This window comes from Paenibacillus terrisolis, assembly GCF_056171975.1.
Map to the genome: position 1 here is coordinate 149794 of NZ_JBKFGG010000008.1, position 22351 is coordinate 172144.

Annotated in this window: 12 protein-coding genes; 1 reads left to right on the plus strand and 11 read right to left on the minus strand. The window is 48.9% G+C overall.

Annotation, left to right across the window (positions count from 1 at the left end):
* Window positions 1–310: 310 nt before the first annotated feature.
* The 6 genes from ACI48K_RS10030 to ACI48K_RS10055 all read right to left on the minus strand — a co-directional run bounded on the left by ACI48K_RS10030 (window position 311) and on the right by ACI48K_RS10055 (window position 6567).
* Window positions 311–1075 carry a response regulator transcription factor gene (locus tag ACI48K_RS10030; RefSeq protein ID WP_475027463.1) on the minus strand — a complete coding sequence of 255 codons (765 nt, stop codon included), beginning with the start codon at window positions 1073–1075 and terminating at the stop codon, window positions 311–313.
* A 45-nt stretch (window positions 1076–1120) separates the two neighbouring features.
* The gene (locus tag ACI48K_RS10035; protein ID WP_475027464.1) at window positions 1121–1612 is read right to left on the minus strand and encodes a hypothetical protein; all 492 of its coding nucleotides are present in this window, start codon (window positions 1610–1612) and stop codon (window positions 1121–1123) included.
* Window positions 1613–1758: 146 nt separating this feature from the next.
* Window positions 1759–2706, minus strand: a complete 948-nt coding sequence (locus ACI48K_RS10040) for a type 2 periplasmic-binding domain-containing protein (protein ID WP_475027465.1) — start codon at window positions 2704–2706, stop codon at window positions 1759–1761.
* A gap of 43 nt (window positions 2707–2749) precedes the next feature.
* Window positions 2750–3631: a carbohydrate ABC transporter permease gene (locus ACI48K_RS10045; RefSeq protein WP_475027466.1), complete on the minus strand. Its 882-nt coding sequence runs from the start codon at window positions 3629–3631 to the stop codon at window positions 2750–2752.
* Window positions 3632–3677: 46 nt separating this feature from the next.
* On the minus strand, window positions 3678–4664 hold the full coding sequence (locus ACI48K_RS10050; RefSeq protein ID WP_475027467.1) for an ABC transporter permease: 987 nt from the start codon (window positions 4662–4664) through the stop codon (window positions 3678–3680).
* Window positions 4665–4755: 91 nt separating this feature from the next.
* The gene (locus ACI48K_RS10055; RefSeq protein WP_475027468.1) at window positions 4756–6567 is read right to left on the minus strand and encodes a sensor histidine kinase; all 1812 of its coding nucleotides are present in this window, start codon (window positions 6565–6567) and stop codon (window positions 4756–4758) included.
* A 416-nt stretch (window positions 6568–6983) separates the two neighbouring features.
* Between ACI48K_RS10055 and ACI48K_RS10060 the strand changes: the two genes are divergently transcribed.
* Window positions 6984–8222: an RICIN domain-containing protein gene (locus ACI48K_RS10060; protein WP_475027469.1), complete on the plus strand. Its 1239-nt coding sequence runs from the start codon at window positions 6984–6986 to the stop codon at window positions 8220–8222.
* Between the two features lie 200 nt (window positions 8223–8422).
* On the opposite strand, the gene ACI48K_RS10065 is transcribed toward ACI48K_RS10060, so the two are convergent.
* The 5 genes from ACI48K_RS10065 to ACI48K_RS10085 all read right to left on the minus strand — a co-directional run bounded on the left by ACI48K_RS10065 (window position 8423) and on the right by ACI48K_RS10085 (window position 22259).
* Complete coding sequence (locus ACI48K_RS10065) at window positions 8423–11914, minus strand: S-layer homology domain-containing protein (RefSeq protein ID WP_475027470.1); 3492 nt, start codon at window positions 11912–11914, stop codon at window positions 8423–8425.
* 289 nt (window positions 11915–12203) lie between these two features.
* Window positions 12204–13325 (minus strand): response regulator, encoded by a 1122-nt coding sequence (locus ACI48K_RS10070; protein WP_475027471.1) that lies wholly within the window; start codon window positions 13323–13325, stop codon window positions 12204–12206.
* Window positions 13326–13361: 36 nt separating this feature from the next.
* Window positions 13362–16301 (minus strand): ATP-binding protein, encoded by a 2940-nt coding sequence (locus ACI48K_RS10075; protein ID WP_475027472.1) that lies wholly within the window; start codon window positions 16299–16301, stop codon window positions 13362–13364.
* 735 nt (window positions 16302–17036) lie between these two features.
* On the minus strand, window positions 17037–18161 hold the full coding sequence (locus ACI48K_RS10080) for a response regulator (protein ID WP_475027473.1): 1125 nt from the start codon (window positions 18159–18161) through the stop codon (window positions 17037–17039).
* A 219-nt stretch (window positions 18162–18380) separates the two neighbouring features.
* Window positions 18381–22259: an S-layer homology domain-containing protein gene (locus ACI48K_RS10085; RefSeq protein WP_475027474.1), complete on the minus strand. Its 3879-nt coding sequence runs from the start codon at window positions 22257–22259 to the stop codon at window positions 18381–18383.
* Window positions 22260–22351 lie beyond the last annotated feature (92 nt).

Below are 22351 nucleotides of genomic sequence, written 5' to 3' on the forward strand. Positions count from 1 at the left end.
TTTCTGAAGGAATAGCGCCGTTTAATGGCCTTATTTCTTCAGAAGTTGTTCCTTTTCCCCCGGTTTAGGACGTTCTGCCAAAAATAAGGCCCTTTTGCGCCGCTATTTTCAGGAAAATACGGTTTCGGAGTGAAATAAGACCCTAACATGGCGCTATTCAAAAAATCGCGGCAGAGCATTATCACCCGCCGGGCCCGGGCCACGCATGAGCCCGTTTACTTTTGGGATCCCCTCGCAGCTTCAAAAGGAAAGCCAGGCAAGGAGCCAGGCGCCGACCCAAAAACCTATAGGCAGGCTAACATCTAGGCGGCTAACGCCTAGCCCCCGCCGCTTCGCGATAGCTTCCCGGCGTCTGCCCGACGCACTGCTTGAACACCTTATAGAAATGGCGCGGATTTTCATATCCTACCTTGCGGGAGATCTGCTCAAGCGGAAGTTGGGGATTTCCGGCGATCAGCGCCTTGGCCTTATCGATGCGCACTATTCTTAAATACTGCACAAAGGTCATGCCGGTCTTGTTTTTCAGTAGCGTGCAAAAATAATTGGGATGGAGCCCCAAATGCTCTGCGGTTTCCTCCAGTGAAATATCCCGGTTGTAGTTGTGCCGAACAAACTCGTTGAAAGCGCTTATATAATCCGGCAAATCGGCTCCCGTCCCGCCAACTTCCGAATCTTCCGGACCGCTTGCCGCAGGCTGCTCTTCCATCAACTGTTTGGCCAGCCTATGCAGCAGGGAGGTCAGCTCCAGCTGATCTACCGGTTTGAGCAAATAATCGTCGATTTGCAGCCGCAGCGCGCCGCGCACATAGGAAAAGTCGTCATATCCCGAAATTACCGCAAAATGCCGGGGACGCGCCCGTCCGCTTGCCGCCCGGATCAGTTCCAGTCCGTCCATCTCAGGCATTTGTATATCCGTGAGCACCAAATCCGGGTTAAACGCTTCCATAAGTTCCAGCGCTTCCAACGCATCCCCTACGCCTACCACTTCGGTAAAAGGAGTTTGCGCTTCCGCAACCATCTTTTTTAATCCGTTCAGTATAATTTCCTCGTCATCGATGATCATCAGCTTCAGCAACTTGTTCTCCCCCTTCACCGGGCCGACAAGCCTTACTTTGGATGTTTACTTGTTGAACAGCTTTTGGACATCCGCGTATTTGGTGTTGGCCCACTGTTCCAAACTGTCCATGCCCATTTTCTTGGCTTGTGCCACTATTGTATCATAGGCTTTTGCAGCTTCGTCCGCCGAATTGGCTAAAATGACCTTCGTTTCTTCATTCGTAATCAAATTGTCGATGTTGTTTTCGATAATTTGCTCCGGCGAGTCGCTGTCCGGCGTAACCATGCCGATCGCCGGCTTAAAGGTCGTTAGCGCGCTGATCTCTTGATTGGACTTGGTTGTCTGTGTGCCCGGATTGTAGAAAGCAAGCTGCTGCGTTACGGCGCTGCCGGCCAGTAGCCCCCAATAGAAGGACCCTTTTTGCGCCCGGATGTCTTCATTGGTGAATTCAAACGTAAATACCGGATATTTGCCGTCCGGGCTATAATTCCAGTCGGTGCCTTCTTTGCCCCACAACCCGAGCTTTTGGCCTTCATCCGACGACAGGAACTGCAAGAGCTTGATCGAAGCTTCCGGATTTTTGTTGTTGCGGGTAATAAAGACGCCCTGCCAGCCGTTGTCATACCGTTCATGTTTAAAATTGTCGGAGACTTTGGTCGGCAGGTTTACCCAGGTGTAGCCGGAATCCTTGGTTGCCGCGTTCAGCCGGTCTGCTCCCGAGGTATCCCAAGTATAAGCGAATGCTTGCCCGAAGTGGCGAGCTGTTTGGCCTGATCTTCGCTTTTATAGGCCAGGTTTTCGGCTTTGATGTATCCATCCCGGTAAAGCTCGTTCATGAACATGTACATATTTTTAAGCTCGGGCGTGTTTAAGGCATGAACCAATTTTCCGTTCTGATCCACCAATCCGCTCATGGCAGCCCCGAAATTATAAGAGAGATACCCTTTAGACCAAGTGTCGGTCGTATTCAACGCGAGCGGAATCATATCCGGGTATTTGGTTTTGACCTGCTGCAACAGATTCTTAAAATCATCTAGCGTTTTGATTTGCGGATCCCCAAGCTCCTTCATGATATCAGCACGGACCGCGATAGCCGCTCCATCCGACAAGGCGTACTGCTCGCTCGCCTTCCAATCCTCGGCGGTGGAGAAGTTGTTCCGCAGCGTATAATATTTGCCGTCGCTCACCGTGTTGACCGCAATGTGTTCCGGGTCCGGCTTAAAGTCCGGAGCGTATTTGTCGATCAGTTCCTGCCAAGGGTAGGACACGTTTCCGTTGGACATTTGCTGGAACTGCGTACTTGTGACGACGAGATCCGGCAGATCGCCCGAAGCAATCATGATCGGCAGCTGCTTTTCATCCGAAGCTACCGTAATGTTCAGCTTAACCCCGGTCTGTTTGGTGATTTCCTCGGGAATTTCGCCCGTCCAGTCCTTCAGCGGCCACCAGGGCTGATCCACGAACAGATTCAAAGTAATCACATCGCCGCTGTCCGCGCTTCCGTTGCCGGACGAAGCTGCCTGCTCCGACGAATTGCCGCCGCCACTTGCGTTATTACCGTTATTTCCGCTATTGCCGCAAGCGCTCAGGAGCGAAACGGATAACAACAGGGCCGAAGCGGAGAGCAGCAACTTTTTGATTTTTACCATAAAATGAACCCCCTTGATCTTCTCGAATTTAATAAATCGAATCTCATCCTTTTACCGAACCCAGCATCATGCCTTGCACAAAATACTTCTGAACAAACGGATATACACAGATGATCGGAAATACGGAGATAATCATGGCCGTCGCCTGTACCGAGAACGAAGTCACTTTGGCCTGCGCGGTATATTGAGCCGCTCCCGCGTCCGCCGGCATGTTCGCCTGGTTGATGACTTCCATCATGCGGTATGCAAGCGTTCTCAAATGAGTGCTCTGGACGAAGTAAGCCGAGTCCAGCCAGGAGTTCCATTGCCCGGCTCCGAGGAACAAGCACATGGTAGCGAGCAGCGGCAGCGATACCGGCAAAATGATACGAAAGAAAATGCCCAGTTCGCTTGCCCCGTCCATACGCGCCGATTCGGCCAGCTCCGATGGGATTTCTTGAAAGAAAGAAACGGCGATCAGCAGGAAAAACAGACTTAACATCGTTGGTATAATGTATACCCAAAACGTATTGAGCAAATGGATGTTGCGCAATACCACGTAATAGGTAATCAGGCCGCCGGAAACGTTCATGGCGATAATGACAACCAGGTAATAGAATTTGCGGAACAGCAAGTCCGGCTTCGACAGCCCATAGGCCACCAGACAGGTAAACAAAATGCTGATGAAAGTGCCCGCCAGCGTGCGAAGCGCGGTGATTCCAAAGGCTTCGACCCACTGTCTTTTACTAAAAAAGTATTGGTAATTTTCGAAAGTGAATTCCCGCGGGAACAAGACAAGCCCGCCCCGAGCCGTGTCGGTCCCCGTATTAAACGATGCGATCAAAATGTAATAAAACGGATATAGTGTAACGAACGCGATCAGGATCAGCAGGACGGTATTTACGGAATCCACCCACCTATCCTCGCGAGTTCTTTTTTTATCCAAGTACAGCTCCTCCTTTCCACTCCCCCTCAGCTTTCCGTCAGAAGCCCTAGAACAAGCTCGAGCCGGAAACCTTTTTGGCGACCGTATTGCTGGTAATGATCAAAATGACAGAAATGACGGATTGGATCAAATCCATAGCCGCGGCAAAAGCGTACCGTCCTTGGGCCAAACCGATGTTGAACGCATAGGTTTGCAGAATTTGCGACCTATCGTTGTTGAGCGAATTGCCGAGCAGCATGACCTGCTCGAAGTTCGAACCCACCAGGCCGCCCCCGAGAATGCTGCCGATGGACAAAATCAGCACGGATACGATGGCCGGTTTCATATTCGGCAGGGTGATATGCCAAATTCGCTTCAATCTGCCCGCTCCGTCGATTTCTGCCGCTTCGTATTGCGTCGGATCGATCCCGGAGATGGCGGCCAAGAAGATAATCGTCCACCAGCCCGCCTCTTTCCAAATCGCCGATGTCACGGCTAGTCCCCAGAAGGAATCGGGACTTGTCAGCACGGCAATCGGCTTGCTGATGATGTGCAGGGATTGCAGCACATCGTTCACGATGCCCGTTTCCGCCGAAAAGAAAGCGTAGGCCATGCCGCTTACGATAACCCAAGAAATGAAGTGCGGCAGGTAGCTTGCCGTTTGCACGAAACGCCTCATGAAAGAGCTGCGCGCTTCCGTCAGCATGATCGCCAGCAGGATCGGTACAGGGAAGGAAAAAATCAGCTTCAGGATACTGATGCTAAGCGTATTGCGGACCAGGTCCGGAAAGTTGTAATCGTTGACGAGTTCCCGGAAATACTGCAGCCCCACCCAATCGCTCGTGAAGATGCCGCCGATGCCGGACGTTATTTTGTAATCCTTGAAGGCGATCAGAACGCCAAACATCGGCGTGTACGAAAAGACCAGCAAAAAAGCGATTCCGCACCATACAAACAGTTGGAACGGAAGCTGCTTCCTGAACCTCCTGCCCAGAGATTCTCCTTTCCGCGTATCAGACAAAACGGCGGGCTGAAAGGCTGTATTCGCTTTCATAACAAGCCTCCTTTCTTGTTGATACGTCAATTATAGGACCCGCCGCGAGCGCGTGAAAACGGTTCATTACTCAGAAAACGGGTGTCCGATTTTAAGGTATGCGGCGTTTTCCCAAGGTAAGGATACAGCTTGTTCCTTCTCCTTCGGTGCTTTCGACGGATACGCCGAACTCCTCGCCGTAGAATGCTTTGATTCGTTCGTTTACGTTATTGAGGCCGATCCCCCCGGCAAACGGAATCTGCTCCGGCGGAATTTCACCCGCCAAAATGCCTTCAATCACCCGAAGCCGTTCGGGCGGGATACCGGCTCCGTTGTCCACGATCCGTATTACGATTTGCCGGTCCAGCACGTCCAACGAAATTTCAATTCGCCCCATTCTGCGTTTTTTGGATATCCCGTGCTGAAAACTGTTTTCCACCATTGGCTGCAAAATGAACCGAGGACATAGCCATTCGGCCAATTCGTTCTCCGCCGCTCCGCTGATGTTCAGTTCGGTCTCCAAGCGTGTGCCCATACGGACCTGATGGATGGCGATATAATGTTTGATATGAGTTATCTCGCTCAGCAGCGTCGTATCGCTGTCGCTTTTGGACAGGCTGTAGCGGAGCAGCTTGCCCAAGGTTCCGGCCATATCTGCGACATCGATGTCATCGCTTTGCAGAGCGTGCATCCGCATCGTTTCCAGAGTGTTGTATAAAAAGTGCGGATTGATCTGGGCCTGCAGCATTTTGAAGTCGGCTTCCTTTTTCATCAACTCCACTTTATGCACCTTATGCGTCAGCTCATCGATCCGCATAATCATCGAATTGTAGGAGGAGATCAGAAAGCCGACCTCATCCGGTCCCGACCGCCCCGCATAAACGGAGAAGTTCCCCGGCTGAATTCTTTTCATATGCCTGGACAACCTCAGAATCCGATTGGTAATCGAGGAGACCAGCACGTAATAAACGGCCGACAGCAGTGCCAGCAGCAGACCGCCGACCAGCAGGAAAAACCGCTCCTTCTGATGCCCAAGCGGTTGGGTGCGGCCGGTTTCGCCCACATAAACCGCGGTCAGATTCAGCTTGTTCAGCCTGGCGGCGTTTGCGATTTTCTTGCCTCCTTTTAAGAATAAAGAGGAGTAGCCATCTGAACCGCCGGATATTTGCCTCATCATACGTTCTAGCTCGAATACGGATAGTGTACCGGATGGAGAGCTGTATATGGGGCGTCCGCCCTGCGCCGGATCGACCAAAATGACCTCCGATTCCGATCCGGACTGGGCCAGCATCTCCAGGAACTGCCCGAGGATGCCGCTGCTTGCCTTGATTTCCAGATAGCCCAACTGCTGCGAGTAATTCTCCGAATAAAGCTTATGGTAGTAGGACAGTTCCGGCAGTCCTCCGTTGTTGCCCTGATCGTATAGCCAAATGCCTTCCTCCGGTTTCAGCGCGTCGATACCCGCCCTTTTGGCAGCCTCCGGCAGCTCTTTGGCATCCACAATGTCGGGTGCCAGCGGCAGCACGTCGGGGTTCTTTTTATAAATTCGGATGCCCGTGATGCTGCTGTTGCTAAGCCTTGTAAAGGAAAAAGCGGGTGTAATGCCGTTTCTGTAGTTGTAAATCAACTCCCAATCACTGCTGTAGGTTCCGCTTAAATAATCCGAAAGGCTGCTGTTATTCTGAAACAGCGGATAGGCCGACTCTACTTTGGTCAAATCCGCCTGCAAACTGTTTACGGCCTGCTCCACCAATTGCTCGCTTACCAGCTTGTATTGGGCCCGAACATTTTCGTTCATTTCCCTGTAGTACTGCAGGCCAAATAAGGCAAACGGCACGATGACCATGACGACATAACCGATAATCAGCTTGGACACCAGCCGAAAGCCCTTGAACTTCAGCCAAATTCCCCGAAAAATCCCCACGCCTGTCCCTCTCTTCGACTTATAGTAATAGGATTGTCCTTACCATACCATGCAGCAGACAAGTTAAAAACTGTTCGTTCTTTAGGCGGCGGAAAGAATAAGAAGCTGTTCCGGCGGAACAGCTTCTTATTAACTATATAGCTATGTGACTATCTAAGTTGGATTCAGGATTGAGAGATAAACTAACCTCTTATTTTATATATATCGGAAATAAGCATAATCTATAGTTCAATTCTCTTAATTTTGGAAATATATAATAAATTTGGTTGTAAATATATTACATCTCACATTATAATAGTACCGCAATAAATAATAGCGCTTTAATCTTCTGCAAATCAAAGCCTTGTGTTTAGGACGCTCCGCCAAGGCGGCGGCAGAATTTACAAGGCAATCTATCGCAAAAGGAGAGAATTAATGTGAGACGCGCAAAAGTATTGTCCCTGGTTCTGCTGTTAGCCCTGCTGGCCACTTTCGTCCCCGCCCAACATACCCGCGCCGCCGGCAACTGGAATCTGGTATGGTCCGACGAGTTCAACGGAACATCGCTGGACAGAAGCAGTTGGACTCCCGAAATCGGCATTGGAGACAACGGATGGGGCAACAACGAGTTGGAGTATTATACCGATCGGCCGCAGAATCTCCAGGTGACGGGCGGAAATCTTGTGATCACCGCTCAGAAGGAAAATTACGGCGGGAGAAATTACACATCCGCACGCATTAAAACCCAAGGTCTAAAAAGCTTCACCTACGGAAAAATCGAAGCAAGCATCAAGCTGCCTTCCGGGCAAGGGCTGTGGCCGGCATTCTGGATGCTGGGTTCGAACATCAGCTCCGTCAGATGGCCATGGTGCGGAGAAATCGACATTATGGAGCGAGTCAATAACAACGCCTCCATCAATGGAACCGTACATTGGGATGCCAATGGTCATGCCGATTACGGCCGGGCTTCGGGAAGTCTTGATTTCTCCAAATTCCATCTTTACACCGTTGAATGGGACGCGGATTATATTCGCTGGTTTGTAGACGGCAACCTTTATAATGAATTTTATATTGCGGGCGGAACCGGAAACACGGAAGAATTCCAGAAGCCGTTTTTTCTGCTGCTTAACCTTGCCGTCGGCGGCAACTGGCCCGGAAGCCCCAACTCGTCGACTCCATTCCCGGCACAAATGTTAGTGGATTATGTACATGTCTATCAATCACAACCCGGCAACTCGCCGGTCATCAGCGACGGCGTCTACTCTTTGACCTCGAAAATCAGCGGCAAAGCGCTGGATGTAGTCGATGTGTCGTATGCTGACGGCGCCAAAATACAGCAGTGGACCAATTATTACGCAACCAACCAGCAATTCAGAATCGAAAGCACCGGAGACGGCTATTACAAGCTGACTGCGTTACACAGCGGCAAAGCATTGGACGTGCCGGCCGCCAGCACGGCGGTCGGCGTTCAGCTCCAGCAGTATACCGATAACGGAACGGACGCGCAAAGATGGAAAATCGTCGATGCGGGCGATGGCTACTACAAGCTGGTATCTAAAGTCAGCGGACTTGTCGTGGATGTGGCTGCCGCATCTACGGCGGACGGCGCAGCGGTTCAGCAGTATACCGACAACGGAACCGATGCACAGAAATGGAAGTTGACGAAATTGAATTAATCGGCATCCGGCCAAAAAACAAAGCAGACCGCCCCCATTCTTCGGAGCGGTCTGCTTTAGATTATCGCAACTTACGTCCGGGACCGGATACTGTCTTTCGCCCGTCCCGGCACGTTCACCGTTTGGTCTTATAAAACTCGCGGGACAGCTTCATCAAGGCCTGCTCCTCAATGTGCGATACATAGCTGAGGCTATTTCATTTATTCCAAGGTATCCAGCATCGTCTTGATTTGGCCGTTCAGGTTCAAGGCGTTCAGGATAATAGTCAACGCTTCCGCACGGGTTGCATTGCCTTCCGGGTCGAATGTGCCGTCGCCGGGTCCGCTGATGATGCCGGCTTGCGCCGCCTGCTGGATGCTGCCCTCTGCTTTAGCTCCTTGAACGTCGCTGAAGCCGCCTTTTGTAGCGTCCATTGCTACGCTTTCCAGGTTGATCAACCGGCTAAGGACGATGACCATTTCCTCCCGGGTAATCATTTGGTTCGGTCTGAATTCGCCATTGCCGTAACCGTTGATGATGCCCGCAGATGCAAACTGCTCAATCGCCGCTTTGGCCCAGTTGTTGCCACTTACGTCCTTAAACGATACAGGACTTGTCCCTTCCACATCAAAGATGCGGGACAGGATGCCCACAAACTCGGCGCGGGTAATGGCCTGGTTTGGTTTCACCGTTCCGTCCGTGTAGCCTTTGATGATATTAAGCTTGAGGAACATGTCGATCGTTTTGGCCGCCCAGTTCCCCTTCACATCTGTTGGTTCTTGGAAACTAGCGGCAGGCGTGGCCGAAGATACCAGGTTTTGTACTTTGTTGACCACCGCCTCAGGACTTACCACCTTCGTGTTGAACACGTCCGTGTTTGATGGAGTCGACGGCTGGGCCGTCGGCCCACCACTAGGATTGGTCGCTGATCCACCACCAGGATTGGTCGTTGATCCACCACCAGGATTGGTCGTTGACCCGCCACCGGGATTGGTCGTTGACCCGCCACCGGGATTGGTCGTTGACCCGCCACCGGGATTGGTCGTTGACCCGCCACCAGGATTGGTCGTTGACCCGTCACCAGGATTGGTTGTTGATCCATCACCAGGATTGGTCGTTGACCCATCACCAGGAGACGTGCCTCCGCCCGACGTGTCATTCTCTTCAACAGAAACCCCTTGCTCAACCCTCAAACCCGCGTAAACGGCGGTCAATTTCGCCGAACCGGCGGATACACCGGTTACAACCCCATTATCAACCGTAAAAATACTTGGATCTGAGCTGATCCAAACCGAATCGGTCGTAACATTTTTTGAAGAACTATTATAATACCCAACAGTTGCAGTAAAGGAATCGGTTTCGCCAACTTTTACGATATTCGAACCCGATAAGCCAACAGCCATATAATATCGTACATCATTTACATCCGGATCTGGAGTAAAAACAATGACGTTAATCTCTGCTTTATAACTATTATATTGTGCTGTTATCGTTGCAACACCTTTGGCCAAACCAGTAATTTGACCGTTGTGAACTTCAGCAATGGAGTCGTCGGAGGAAGACCAAGTTAGTGCAGATGCTGCAAGTTCTTCTTGGGTGCCATCGCTATATGTTTTAAAAGAAGTTATATCTCGACCGTCGTGTACTGCAAACATAAGATCCTTAGAACTGAGAGCAATACCATTTTCAGTCTTAGGAGGTGAAGCTGTCAGCTTCATAATGCGGGCTGAATTTGTAGTATAGGGCACATTATCAAGTACAATTACATCTCCGCTGCTGTCTACATTAATTGCAGCCAACCCATGAAATGTTGCTGAACCGCTAATGTCCTCCCAGATACCATTAGAGAGTTTTTTAACTTTCATAGCATCGGTATCCAACGCATAGATATCCCCGTTGTCACCGACAGCAATATCATAAGCAGTGAACATATCACCCGAATATACAGTCGACCAAACCCCATTTGACCATTTGCTTATTGCTGAATAAAAATTATCGACTACATATAAATTCTCGCCATCTGCTATTACACGACTAGGTTTATTGAAATCGCCACCAATGTCGCTCCATACCCCGTTCGAGTATTTTTTTATGGCATTGTGCCCCATGTCTGTGACATACAAATTTCCTTCGATATCTACGTCCATGCCAAAAGGAGCAGAAAAACTCTCGGAACCGGTGATGTCTGTCCAAACGCCGTTAGAAAGCCTCTTGATTGTATTATCGATATTATCGGAAACAAATATATCTCCATTGCCGGCTACAGTTATACCTACCGCACCTCTAAATTCTTCTTGTCCGGCAATGTTTTCCAACGTGCCGTTTGTAAACTTTAGAATCCTGTTACTATCGACAGTTGAATCGGGCATATACAAATTATCGCTGCTGTCAATCGCTAAAGCATGAGGGCTTCCAGCCGATTCTCCTCCCGGAATAACCACCCATTGCTTAGTTGGCTGATCCGTGCCTGTTGTAGGATCTTGACCTGATGGGTCATCGGACGGAGCCACGTACACACCTATTAATCTCTCATTTCCATGATACTCAGCCGTAATGGTTGCTTCCCCTTCTGCAAGGGCAGTAATTTTGCCGCTATTGCTAACACTGGCGATAGAGGAGTCTGAGCTGGACCACTCCATTTCAGTTGCATCAAGCGGACCCATTTCTCCATTCGTATACCTTATACCGGCTGAAATGTCTTTAGTATCACCAATGTTTAAAAAGAGATAAGCAGCGTCCAGAAGAAAGTCTCTTTCTATGTTAACCTCTCCTTGAGGTTGTGCAATATTAAAAGTCAAGGAGTCCGTTAATCCTTCATAACTGCCTGTTATCTGGACTGTACCCGCATCTGTGGCATTTAGCCATCCTTTAGTCACAAGGGCTTTTCCGTTATCGGATGATTCCCATTCCACATCTTTAGTGACTTCAGCAGTACTGCCATTACTGTAAGATGCTGTCCCTGTAATTTTAACCACATTACCAACTGTTATGTTGGTCGTGTATGTATCCAGTTTGAAATCGGTGATTGTTACAGACGGATTCGTCGTTGATCCATCCGATGGGTCGGAACCCCCATTAGCTGTTATATTCACATATACCGGATCAAAACCAATCTTGTTCATAGGAGCCGAGTTCTCGTTTTCATCCACGATTTCCGATTTATCACTATTAATAGTAATAGGAACAAGGTCGGAAATCGGTGCGTCGTCCTTAACCTTAAGTTTAAAGGTCAATAAATCCCCATTTTGAATAGGAGAGCTTCCTGTTCCCGAAGCATCCAAAAGGGAGAAATTGACTTCATTGTATACTGAACTCCCATCTGAATAAGAAAAGCTATCTACAGGGGGTTGAACCACATAATCCTGACCGGAAATCCCGCTCCCAAAACTATAATCCGCGGCATTATAGATACGTTTTCCATTACCATTATCCGTTACATAATCATCAGCACTGAAAACGGAAGTCGGATAATTAATGCCTAGACGGAGGTAAGCTAAACCTCCTTCCAATTCAGCATCCTCTACACTCTGAAGTGATACTGTAACGGAAACCTCATCACCTGGTACATATGACGCCTGATCTACATTTACAGCTAATATCATATTGCTGGTAGCTCCAACATGACCTGCCGCCCCAAACAATGATGCCGCCAACATAAAAGCCATAAAGCCAGAGATCAGGCGCTTGCCTCTGCCTCTAAAGAAACTCCCCATTCTTTTCCCTCCATGGATTTTTTATATTAAACACCTTAAAGGCGCTAATACCGTGAAGATAAACAAATTCTCATCCAAAGATGATGACAAATCGCGGAATCCCCCCCGATCTTTCGACAATAAGCTTCCCATGCTCATTCTATTCGACAATTCTTACAAAACGCTTACAGGATAACCTTTCAAACCATGTAACACGCATTGCCGGGTACACAAAAAAACTCCGAGAAATCTCCTGAAGACAAGGAGTTTCTCAGAGCTATTGAGAGCGCAGAGAGTATGGAACGCAAGATTAGGAGTCCTTCAGGATTTCTTGAAGCAGGGATTCTAGAAACACTGGCGGTTCAACGCCGATTTCCTGCTGCAAAGCTGCTTTCATTTTATCGTAATGCTTAAAAAAAGCTGCCCGATCCTTCCAGAGCAGATAGATGCGCAAAATCATCTCATGTGCCTCTTCATCGTAAGGAACAATGGACAGGATAAACTTCAGGAAGTCGTGGGCTAGCCGATATTCTCCCGCCTTCATATAAGAACGGGCCACGGCTTTGGACATATCCCTAAAGCTTAGATCGGCTTGCTCCCTTGCAGCTTCGCACCACGGGTAATCTTTGTGTCCAAATAACCGCCCTTTATATTGTCTAAGAATACGCTCCGCATCCGAAGTTGAGCTAACGAGTCGCGCTGCCCCCTCCTTCTGCAGTTTTTCAAAGCGAATGTAGTCACAATCTTCAAGCAGCCCAAAATGATAATAACCTTTTTTGGAGCTTAATTGGATGGAGATTCCGCCCTCCAGCAAAGTCTTCTTCATACGAAATACGGTCGTATGCAAATTTTGCTCCGCCTTATGGGGATCATGCTCCGGCCACAGACTCTCGCAAATGACCCACTTGGATACATTCATGTCCCTGTGAACCAGCAAGAAAGCCAAGAGCTCCTCCGACTTCGCGGTTGGAAAATCGACAGGGCCGATTCCACTCGATTGAGGAACGTAAAAATGTCCAAAACATTCGATTCGAGGCTTGGGATCACTTTTACTTTTGCTCATTTGGTTACGGCCTTTCCGTCTACCGATCCGTTGAATGGTTTGTGCCAAGGAACTTTCGTCAACCGGCTTCAACAAATAATCGACAGCGTTCACGCGGAACGCCTCAAGGGCATATTGATCGTAAGCCGTAATAAATACGACCTCCAAGTGCTCGTCCATCTCGATTAAAGAAGCGGCCAATTCCAGCCCGTTCATTCCGGGCATATCAATATCCAGAAAGACCGCATCAGGTCTCAACCGGATGAATTCCTTCAGCAGTTCGGAATATTGGGTGAACGCCCCAACGACTTCAACATCGTCACGGCACTCCAAGATTTGCTGCAGCCGCAGGACCGCCAGCCGTTCATCATCGACAATTACAACTCTCATGAATGATCCTTCCCTCTTCTGATGCTGCGCCCAAGGTTAAATTTTGAACTGAAACCGGACCCTTGTCCATTCCCCTTCTTCACTGGATACTTTTAAAGCTTCTCCATAAAAATGGCCCAATCTCCGCTGAATATTAGCAAGTCCGACTCCCTGTCTTTCGGAAGAAATGCTTTCGCTTTTCCAGAGGGCGTGGAGCTTGGACGGACTGATTCCGTACCCGTCATCCCACACTTCCACATAAACCGTATCCTTCTCTAATGAAATGGAGAGTCTTACCGTTCCGCCCTCCATCTTCTTCATAACCCCATGTCGGATAGCGTTCTCTACTAAAGGCTGTATCGTTAGCGGCAAGATCTTTTTCTTCAGAACCTTCGGGTCGACATCATATATAACGGTCAGCCTGTCCTCAAATCGCGCTTTCTCGATCTCCACATAAGCTTGGGCCAGCTGCAGCTCATCCTCAATTTGAACAAAGCTGTCAGGCCTCGGGTCAAAGCTTCTTCTTAAATAATAGCTTAAATGCGTCATTAACTTCTCCGCACGCGCGCCGTCTGTCCGGCATAAAGCAATAATGGAGTTCAAGGAGTTGAACAAGAAATGCGGTTTGATCTGCGACTGGAGAAAATCCACCTCAGCTTTTAAAGCAGCTTCCACTGACTTCTTAAGTTTTAGGAGCGTTTCCGTTCTGGCCCGGACCTCCGCTGCATCAAAAGGCTTGATGATAAAATCATTCGCCCCTGCCGCAAAGCCGGAGGCAATATCGCTGTTTGCGTAACGCGCCGTCAGCAATACAACCGGCAATTCAAACAGAGAGAATTGCTTGCGAATCTGTCTGCAGACTTCATAACCCGACATTTTAGGCATCATCACATCGAGCAGAACCAAGTCGATATCGGAGCGCTCCTTTAACATTTCCAAAGCCTCCAGCCCATTTGTCGCCCAGATCACATGGTACGATTCATTTGCGAAAACCTGGGACAGGACCTGAAGATTGGACGGTTCATCATCTACGGCCAGCAGCGTGAAGTTACTCTTGTTTCGGCTTGGCGATTCCGCCGTGCTCCACTGTTCGTTTACGGAAACGGATTCCTTGGTTCCTTCGTAAACTTGGAGCAAATCCGGGGCTTCTTTGGCAATAGGCAGCGTAAAAGCAATAGAGGTCCCCTGTTCCGGTTCCGACCATTCCACGTTTATAGTTCCGTCCATCAAATGCAGCAACCTTCTGCAAATAAACAACCCCAGTCCCGTTCCCCCGTACTCCTCGGGAGAGTGTGCTTGCTCGAAAGGCTGGAATATGGAATCCCAGTCGGATGATTTCATCCCGACTCCGGTATCCTCGACCAGAACTTTGACCCGCCCCTCTACCACCTGAGCAGAAATTGCAATCGTGCCTTCATCAGTAAATTTTACCGCATTGCCGACCAGGTTATGGATGATTTGTTTCAGCCGATCCTCGTCCGCATAGACAAGGGGCAGATGATCCGGTACGGCATTGACAAACCTGATTTTTTTGCCTGTAATCAAATACTGAAATAAATCGAAGACAAGGGAGACGGTCACCCGAACGTCAACACCGGTCAGATGAACGTTCAGCTCGCCCCTTTTGATTTTGTCCAGATCAAGAATGTCATGAATCAACGCAGAAAGCCTTCTGGAAGTATCTCTGATCAGGAACAGGTTCTGGATATGGCTTGCACTAAGTGTTCCTGCTTCTGCCCCCGCCCCTGTCTCCAGCATGGATTGAGATAAATTAATGATTCCATGAAGCGGGGTTTGGAACTCGTGAGAAGTATGAAGCAGAAACTCGTCTTTTTGCTTATCCGCTTGCTGCAGCTTTACAGCCATTCCTTCGATCATCTTATAGGCTTCCGAATAGCGGTAAGACAAGAGGAATGATCCCAGAAAACAAAACATCAATATGGAGCAGTATCCTATGGTGTAACTAAGCGTCAGGCTGCTCAGGTACAGCGCATAATCGAACAACCCTACAATATAACCGCTTAAGGCCAATATAAAGAGGCCGAGCGTTCGCTTGCTGAATTCTCCGTACCTGCCCTTTAGGTAAGCAAGAATCATCAATCCCAAAATGATGACATAGACGGTCATTTGCAGATAGCTGAATAACAGATTGAAGCGCGAATACCATTGAAACGGTGTGAACAGCACAAGGCCGACGTAAAATCCCGTTCCATAGACAACGCTATTAACTAACCACCCAGGAATCAGGCCTTTACACATGGTCTTGATAAACATGACCATCGTGATCAGGGAGAGGTACAGCGATATGGCTTGAATCTTATAATATATCTCATGAGGCAGATTCACGTACTCGACCAGAATCCGGTCGCCGTTGCTGGCGAAAGACCATGCGATAATGATGCAGCTTAGTCCAAAATAGAGAAGGCCTCTTTCCTCTTTTCGTATAATAAATACACTAAGCTGGTAGCTCCCGAGCATAAGAAGAGATACGATCAGAATTAAATTGAGGATGGTCGTATGGGTATTCAGCTTATGGATTCCGTCTAAGCTCCCGAAATAAAGGCTATAAGGAATTCCGCCTTGCGAATTCTCATAATTAGCCGCATGTATCATAATCTCCGCCGTATCGCCCTGTACCGAAAAAAAAGCATTATACGGCTTATTCTCATATGTATACAAGCTTTTGGATAAAGCGGGTTTGCCACTGCCGCCAACCCTGTTCCCGTTCACGTAGACCTCGCTGGCCATCCGGATATTGGATATTCTCAGCCCATAAATCGTTGTGGAAGGCTTAAGCTTAACCTTCAGACGGTAGGTAACGGCTCCTTTGATGTTCAGACTCCCGTCTTTATTTTCATTCTTCCAAAAACCGGGTACCCTCATATATCCAGGCGAAACAACCGGTTCTCCCCCCGACTTCAGCAGTTGATCCCAATAAAACTCCCATTGTCCGTCCAGCGAAACGACCTGATCTCCTTGAAAATCCCATGCGCTCAAATCCATTACCCCGTGCTGCGCAGGAGCGTGGTTCGGAGCTTTATTATCAGAGGCTTTCACTAAGCCAAATAATAATAGAAAACATCCGAGACCCACTACAATCAGAGCCATTATCATTTTTCTCATCTTTAAGTTCTACTCCGTTTCTTAATCCTTAAGGGAAAACGCCATTTCCTACATTTTATCAGTTTATTAGACGCGGGAATGAGGATGAACGAAAGAAATTGCGACAATCATCCCCCCATCAAACGGGTGGTAGTTTGCTCTAAGGCCAAAAGCCCATATTGCCGGCTTGCGTCTAAAGGCGCCGGCTTTTACTTCATCCTCGCCACTCTGCCATTATTTGTTTGCGCTCGATTACCCGGAGAACTTCCATCTGGAGCTTGAAATCAGATGATTTGCGACCTATTAAAGGGAAAAGCTCCTGCTAATTTAAGCGAAATGAGGATTAACGACGTTATAACTGGAAATAATCCCGCTAATTTTGGCAAACGAGGAAGTCTACGGCCTAAATCGATGATTTAGCTGGAGGATTTCCAGTTAGTGTTGGACTAGATTCGATAAGGGGCCAATTAACAGGAGAATTTCCAGTTAGTGTGGTTCCATCGTTAAAAAGTTTGTTCTGGCGCAAATTTTCGAAGTCGGCCCAGTACTTGGCAGCGATCTGGCAGGCTTTTTCTGCTCTGTTGTTATGATAAGGTTTTTAGGGTGCCCCACGTTTCGCGGCTCAACTGGCTAAGGATTATTGTGCATCCGTTCGATCAAACTCTTGAGTAGGGGACTCGGACCCATTCCGAGTTCTTGCCCCAGCAGCTTCTCCAATCCCCGGTAATACCTTAATGCTTCATTGACGCGGCCAAGTCCCAAATAAATAGTTAGAACTTGATAAGCGATATCCTCCCGCAGCGGGTCGATCTTCAAAATTTCATTAAAATAATGAAGTGCATCTTGCAACTGACCTTGCTTCAAATAAACGTCGGCGGCCAGTTCCAGCACTTTGGTATAATCCTGCTCGATTTGCCTTGTTTTTCCGGCTGCCCATTCATAGGATTTTCCTTGCAGCAAAGGCCCTGAATATAGCTGTTCCACTTCTTCGCACAAACCGAAGATGTCCTTCTTCGGCTGCCGGCGGACTTGCTTGACCATGTCCTCAAACCTGTACAAGTCACAGCTTAGTCCATCTCTGTCGATCCGGATTTCATTTCGGTCCGCAACGATCAAATTGTCTTTCTCCGAAACGCCAATCGCCTTTCGTATATAGTACAGCGTTGAATTGAGATTTTTCCAAGCCTTTTCCGTTTCCAACCCGCCCCAAAGGGTATCGATGATTGATTCGCGGCTGACCGAACCATGGCAAAGTAAAAAAGCAAACAGTTCTTCGGTTTTTGGACTTCGCAGCTTCAGCACTTCCTGGCGGCCGGAAGTAAACCCGCCCCGTACAATCTGGAGTCCGCCGAACAGCTTCACGGTTAAATCCGGCTCGGCGGCAGGTTGTCCTTTTATCTTATAAAATTTGGTCAACGTTTTGGCGACCCGGTCGGCGGCGATTGGCTTCAGCAAATAATCGAGCGCATCCGCTTCGAACGCCTGTACCGCGTAAGCGTCATGGCCGGTTACAAATACGACCTGCATGGATTCATCGAGATCACGAAGCAATTCTGAAAGCTTCATACCGTTGATTCCCGGCATTGAAATATCCAGAAAAGCAATGTCAACCCGATTGTTCCGGGCATAATCGTAAGCATCACGCCAATTCAAAAAGCATTTGCAGCATTCTTCGCCTATCCCATTTTCCGTTAAAAGAGTCGTTAAACGCTTTACCGCAAGCGGTTCATCATCCACGATCAAAGCACTCAACATGAAGCTCACCTTCCGCCCTATCATCCTTTTGGTCATGTCGTATCAAGCCCTTTCGTAAAGGACGATTTCCATGCTCAACTATTATATATGCTTTTTAATCTCTTTTTTTAGAAATTTCATCCGCTCACCTTTAAATGTTTCCGGACAAAAAAAACCGCCTTATTTCTGAAAATAAGACGGGTCTGATAAAACGGATATTGAACTTGCCTCTTAAGTAAATTAGATCAGACCGGATTGCTGCAGCAAGCGCTGCACGATCGCCGCTACTTCGGCGCGGGTCATTTCCGATTCCGGAGCAAGCAGGTCAACGCTTCTTCCGGAAATGATGCCTGCCCCAAGACATTCGGCTGCGCTGCTGCGGGCCCACCCGGATACTTTCCCGGCGTCTCTGTATGTCGAAAGCAAAGAATCCCCTTGTGCCTGGGGTTTCGAATCCAGGGCCGTGATCTTCATCGCATCCGCCACAATCGCCATCGCCTGCTCACGGGTGATCTGATCGTTTGGACGGAATGTTCCGTCTTCAAATCCTTTGATCAAACCGTATGCGTATGCCGTCTGTACCGAACTGCTGAACCAGTCTGTTTCTTTTACATCTTTGAACGATGCGCGGTAACTTTCCGGCTTCAGCCCAAGCCCGCGCACCACAATCGCTGCAAATTCGGCTCGGGTAATGTTCCGGTCAGGGCTGAATTTTCCATCGCCCGTTCCTTCAATGACCATTCGGGAGCCCATATCGTTGACGGCATTCTTCGCCCAATGGCTGACCATATCGGTGAATTCGAGCGGATGCCATACTACCGAATAGGTGCTATTGGTTAAGCTGTTGATAACGGCGTAATACTTCCCGTCCACTTGCGTGACGCGGGTCGGGACATGACGTACCGTTCCGTCCGGGTCGACCACGACACCGGTCGTGATTTTGGCTTTATCCAGGCCATCCGGAATGGCGATTGTACGCTCAACATAGGCATTAAACTTTGTTACCTCGACCGTTTTGTCGCCAAAGGAAACTTGCACGCTGAACTCAAGCGGAGGTGCAACCAGGCTAAATGTGCCTTTTTCTGCCGCAACATTTTCTACAAAACGTACCGTCTCGGCTTCCGGAACGGCTATTTCGATCTGCACGGTGACCGCCTTCAGATCGGCGGCTTGGCCGAGCTCTTTCGAGATGGCGTCAATGTTGATCTGGGCTGCTGGCAGCGTATATTCAGCTATTGCGGTCTGGATCTTCAAGACGGCTTGCTGGTTTTCCATATCCTTGACCATTTGCCCGTTCAACTCGCCAACGACGATATCGCTCTTCGAGCTTACAGGAATGGTTACGATTGCCCCGCTGCCTTCAGAAGCGAGCTTGGCTTCGAGCTTGTTCCGATCGATTTTAATTGTTGTCACTGTCTGGTCTTTGCGTTTGCTGTCGGTTGCCATGCCTGCCTTCTCCGCTTTACCGTTGACGAGTATGTCTACTCCGCCCGATACTGTTGATGACTGGTTAGCCGTAGCAGGGGAGTTGTTGCTGCCACCGGTACTACCGGTACTGCCGCTATTGCCGGTACCGCCACCGGTATTTCCTCCACCACCAGTATCGCCTCCGCCGCCGGTATCACCCCCACCGCCGATATCGCCTCCGCCGGACGAAGAAGCCGCTGGAACCGCACCGATTTGCGCTGACTTCTCCATCATTGTCCAGTCATTCACGGACAAGACAACAAAGTAATAAGTTATTCCATTCGTCAGATTTGACACGGAATAATGCTGGGTCTCACCGTCTTCTGCAAGCGCCTGATCGATAAGCGTGCCCATTTTCCCGGGAGCCGTGCTCATGTATACGAGATATCCTTTTGCGCCGACGGCAGACTCCCATGTCAAGTTCACTTCTCCGTTACCTGCTGTCGCTTCAAATCCCTCAGGAGGATTAAGCTCGGAATCCGGCCAAGGCTCCAACTGCCATTGAAATATGGGATATCCGTCATTTTGATCTTGCTGGAATGTCCAAACCGATGTGAAATCCCAGTTCGAATAAGTATCTATGCTCTTCATTTGCTGAGTGGAATAAGGCATACCCATCTCATTATTATTAATCGCGACTAAGCCGGAAGAATCCATGTCAAAATATACGCTATTAATTGTGGAAAGCGGAGGAATTTCACCTCTGCCTCCAAAGCCGTAACCATAGCCGTAACTAGTTGCGCTGCCTGCTGCATAAGCATTGGAGATTGTATTCGATCCGTTGTCATAAATGATAAACCCTGCTGTTGAATAGGCTCCCCCGACGTTGGTTCGTGAATAGTCGTCGGTTAGCGTAGACTCCACTGCCGTAGCGATAAAACCAGCCGAATCGGCAGCATCTACCCAAGAAGGTCCTGAGTACGACTCACTGATCAAGGAGCCGATAGCAACTCCGGCGAACCCGCCTGCCTGCTGGGAAGCCGTAACATTGCCGGTCGCGTAGCTATCACGAATAAAAGTATTCGTTGCTTTACCAATGAAGCCCCCGACCACACTGCTGGTTCCCTTTCCATCGATATCAATGGCACCGACATTGCCGGTCGCGTAGCTCCAATTAATGTCGGGATTGTGTTCATTCAAATTGACCGCTTCGCCGACCAAGCCGCCCCCAATTGAATCGGCTACAACTACGGCAGTTGAGGAAAAGGAAGATTTTACGGCAGATTTACCCGCAATCTTTCCGATCAGCCCGCCTATTGTATTAGCACCTTTTACGATTCCCGATGAACTGGAATGAAAAATATTCGTGTCCTGCGCATAACCGATCAGTGCACCTGCCATATCCCCATCCAGGTGCACTTCCTCGCTCAGCGCCTCAACATCTGCATTAGCGAGCACCACATTTACAATTTTCGCATTTTGGGTATAACCGAATAAACCAATTCCGCTCTTCCCGGATTTTATGGTCAACCCGCTGATTGTTTTCCCGTTTCCGTTAAAATAGCCCGTAAACGGCTGATTCCCCTCATAAGAGCCAATCGGCTCCCAGCCTTCTCCTGTATCGATTGGGGAGAGATCAATATCCTTGGTAACCAAAAAATAGCTGTCCGGATAATTTCTTACTTTATTCAACTGCTCCGCATTTTCGATTTGATATGGGTTCATCTCAGATCCGTCCCCATCAGCGAAGTCCTGCCGAATTTGCGGTTTTTTCAAGTAAGGATATCCGTCGTTGATCGCTGAATCTATGCCCCAGATCGTATCGAAATCCCAGTTTTCATAAGTTACCTGAAGCTTCATGTCACTAGTCGTCTTGCCCACGCCATATCCCATGCTACCGTTAAAGGTATCCGAGTTAAAGTAAGAATTCGTAATGGAAAGTACAGCTAATGAAGGAGCAAGAGCCCCTCGATCTCCGTTATTATTCACTTGAATCGTAGGTACCGCATAGGAATTTATAAGTTCCGTCTCAAGGGAACCCATTCCTTCTGCATATCCCAAAATACCGCCAGCCGAATCTCTCCCTGCGACTTGGCCGATCATATAGGAATTTTCGATTCGTGAAAAGCTGCTAAATCCGACGAGGCCCCCAATGCTCCCCCCGCCTTCTTTTTCGACCATCCCGGAGACCTTTCCGGTAACATAAGATTGCTGAATCGTCGCCCCAATGGTGCGCCCTGCAATTCCGCCAACCCATAGATGGGCCAGAACGTCCACATGTATAAGCCCGATGTTTTTGATCACGGCACCCGGTACCGCCATGCCAAAAAAGCCCACGGCTCTTCCCGACTCCTGATAAATCTTCAAATTGGAAATCGTATGCCCGTCACCATCGAACGTACCGCTGAAAGGTTCAGTCTCCGAGCCGATGGGGACCCAGCCCATTCCATCGTTGTAGCCTTCGCCACCATCTGACAAATATTCGCTAAGGTCAATATCATTGCCCAGCTTGAAACTACTGCTTAAATGCGAGCCGATGGCCTGCAATTGTTCAGGCGTAGTCACGATGTAGGGATCGCTTATCGCCCCTGTTCCTCCAGCAAAAGAAATCTCCGGGACATCCGCCTCCGTTGTTGCCGGCATTAGAAACACCAATAAATTAAGCACCATAGCAGTCGATAGCAGCCACCCCATGAATTTCTTTCGTTTCATTGTCTTCTCCCACATCCTGCCTGATTAATTTAGAACCGGTACATGATGACTTAGGCCTAATGGTCTAGTCCAAAATGACCGGATGCCGATCA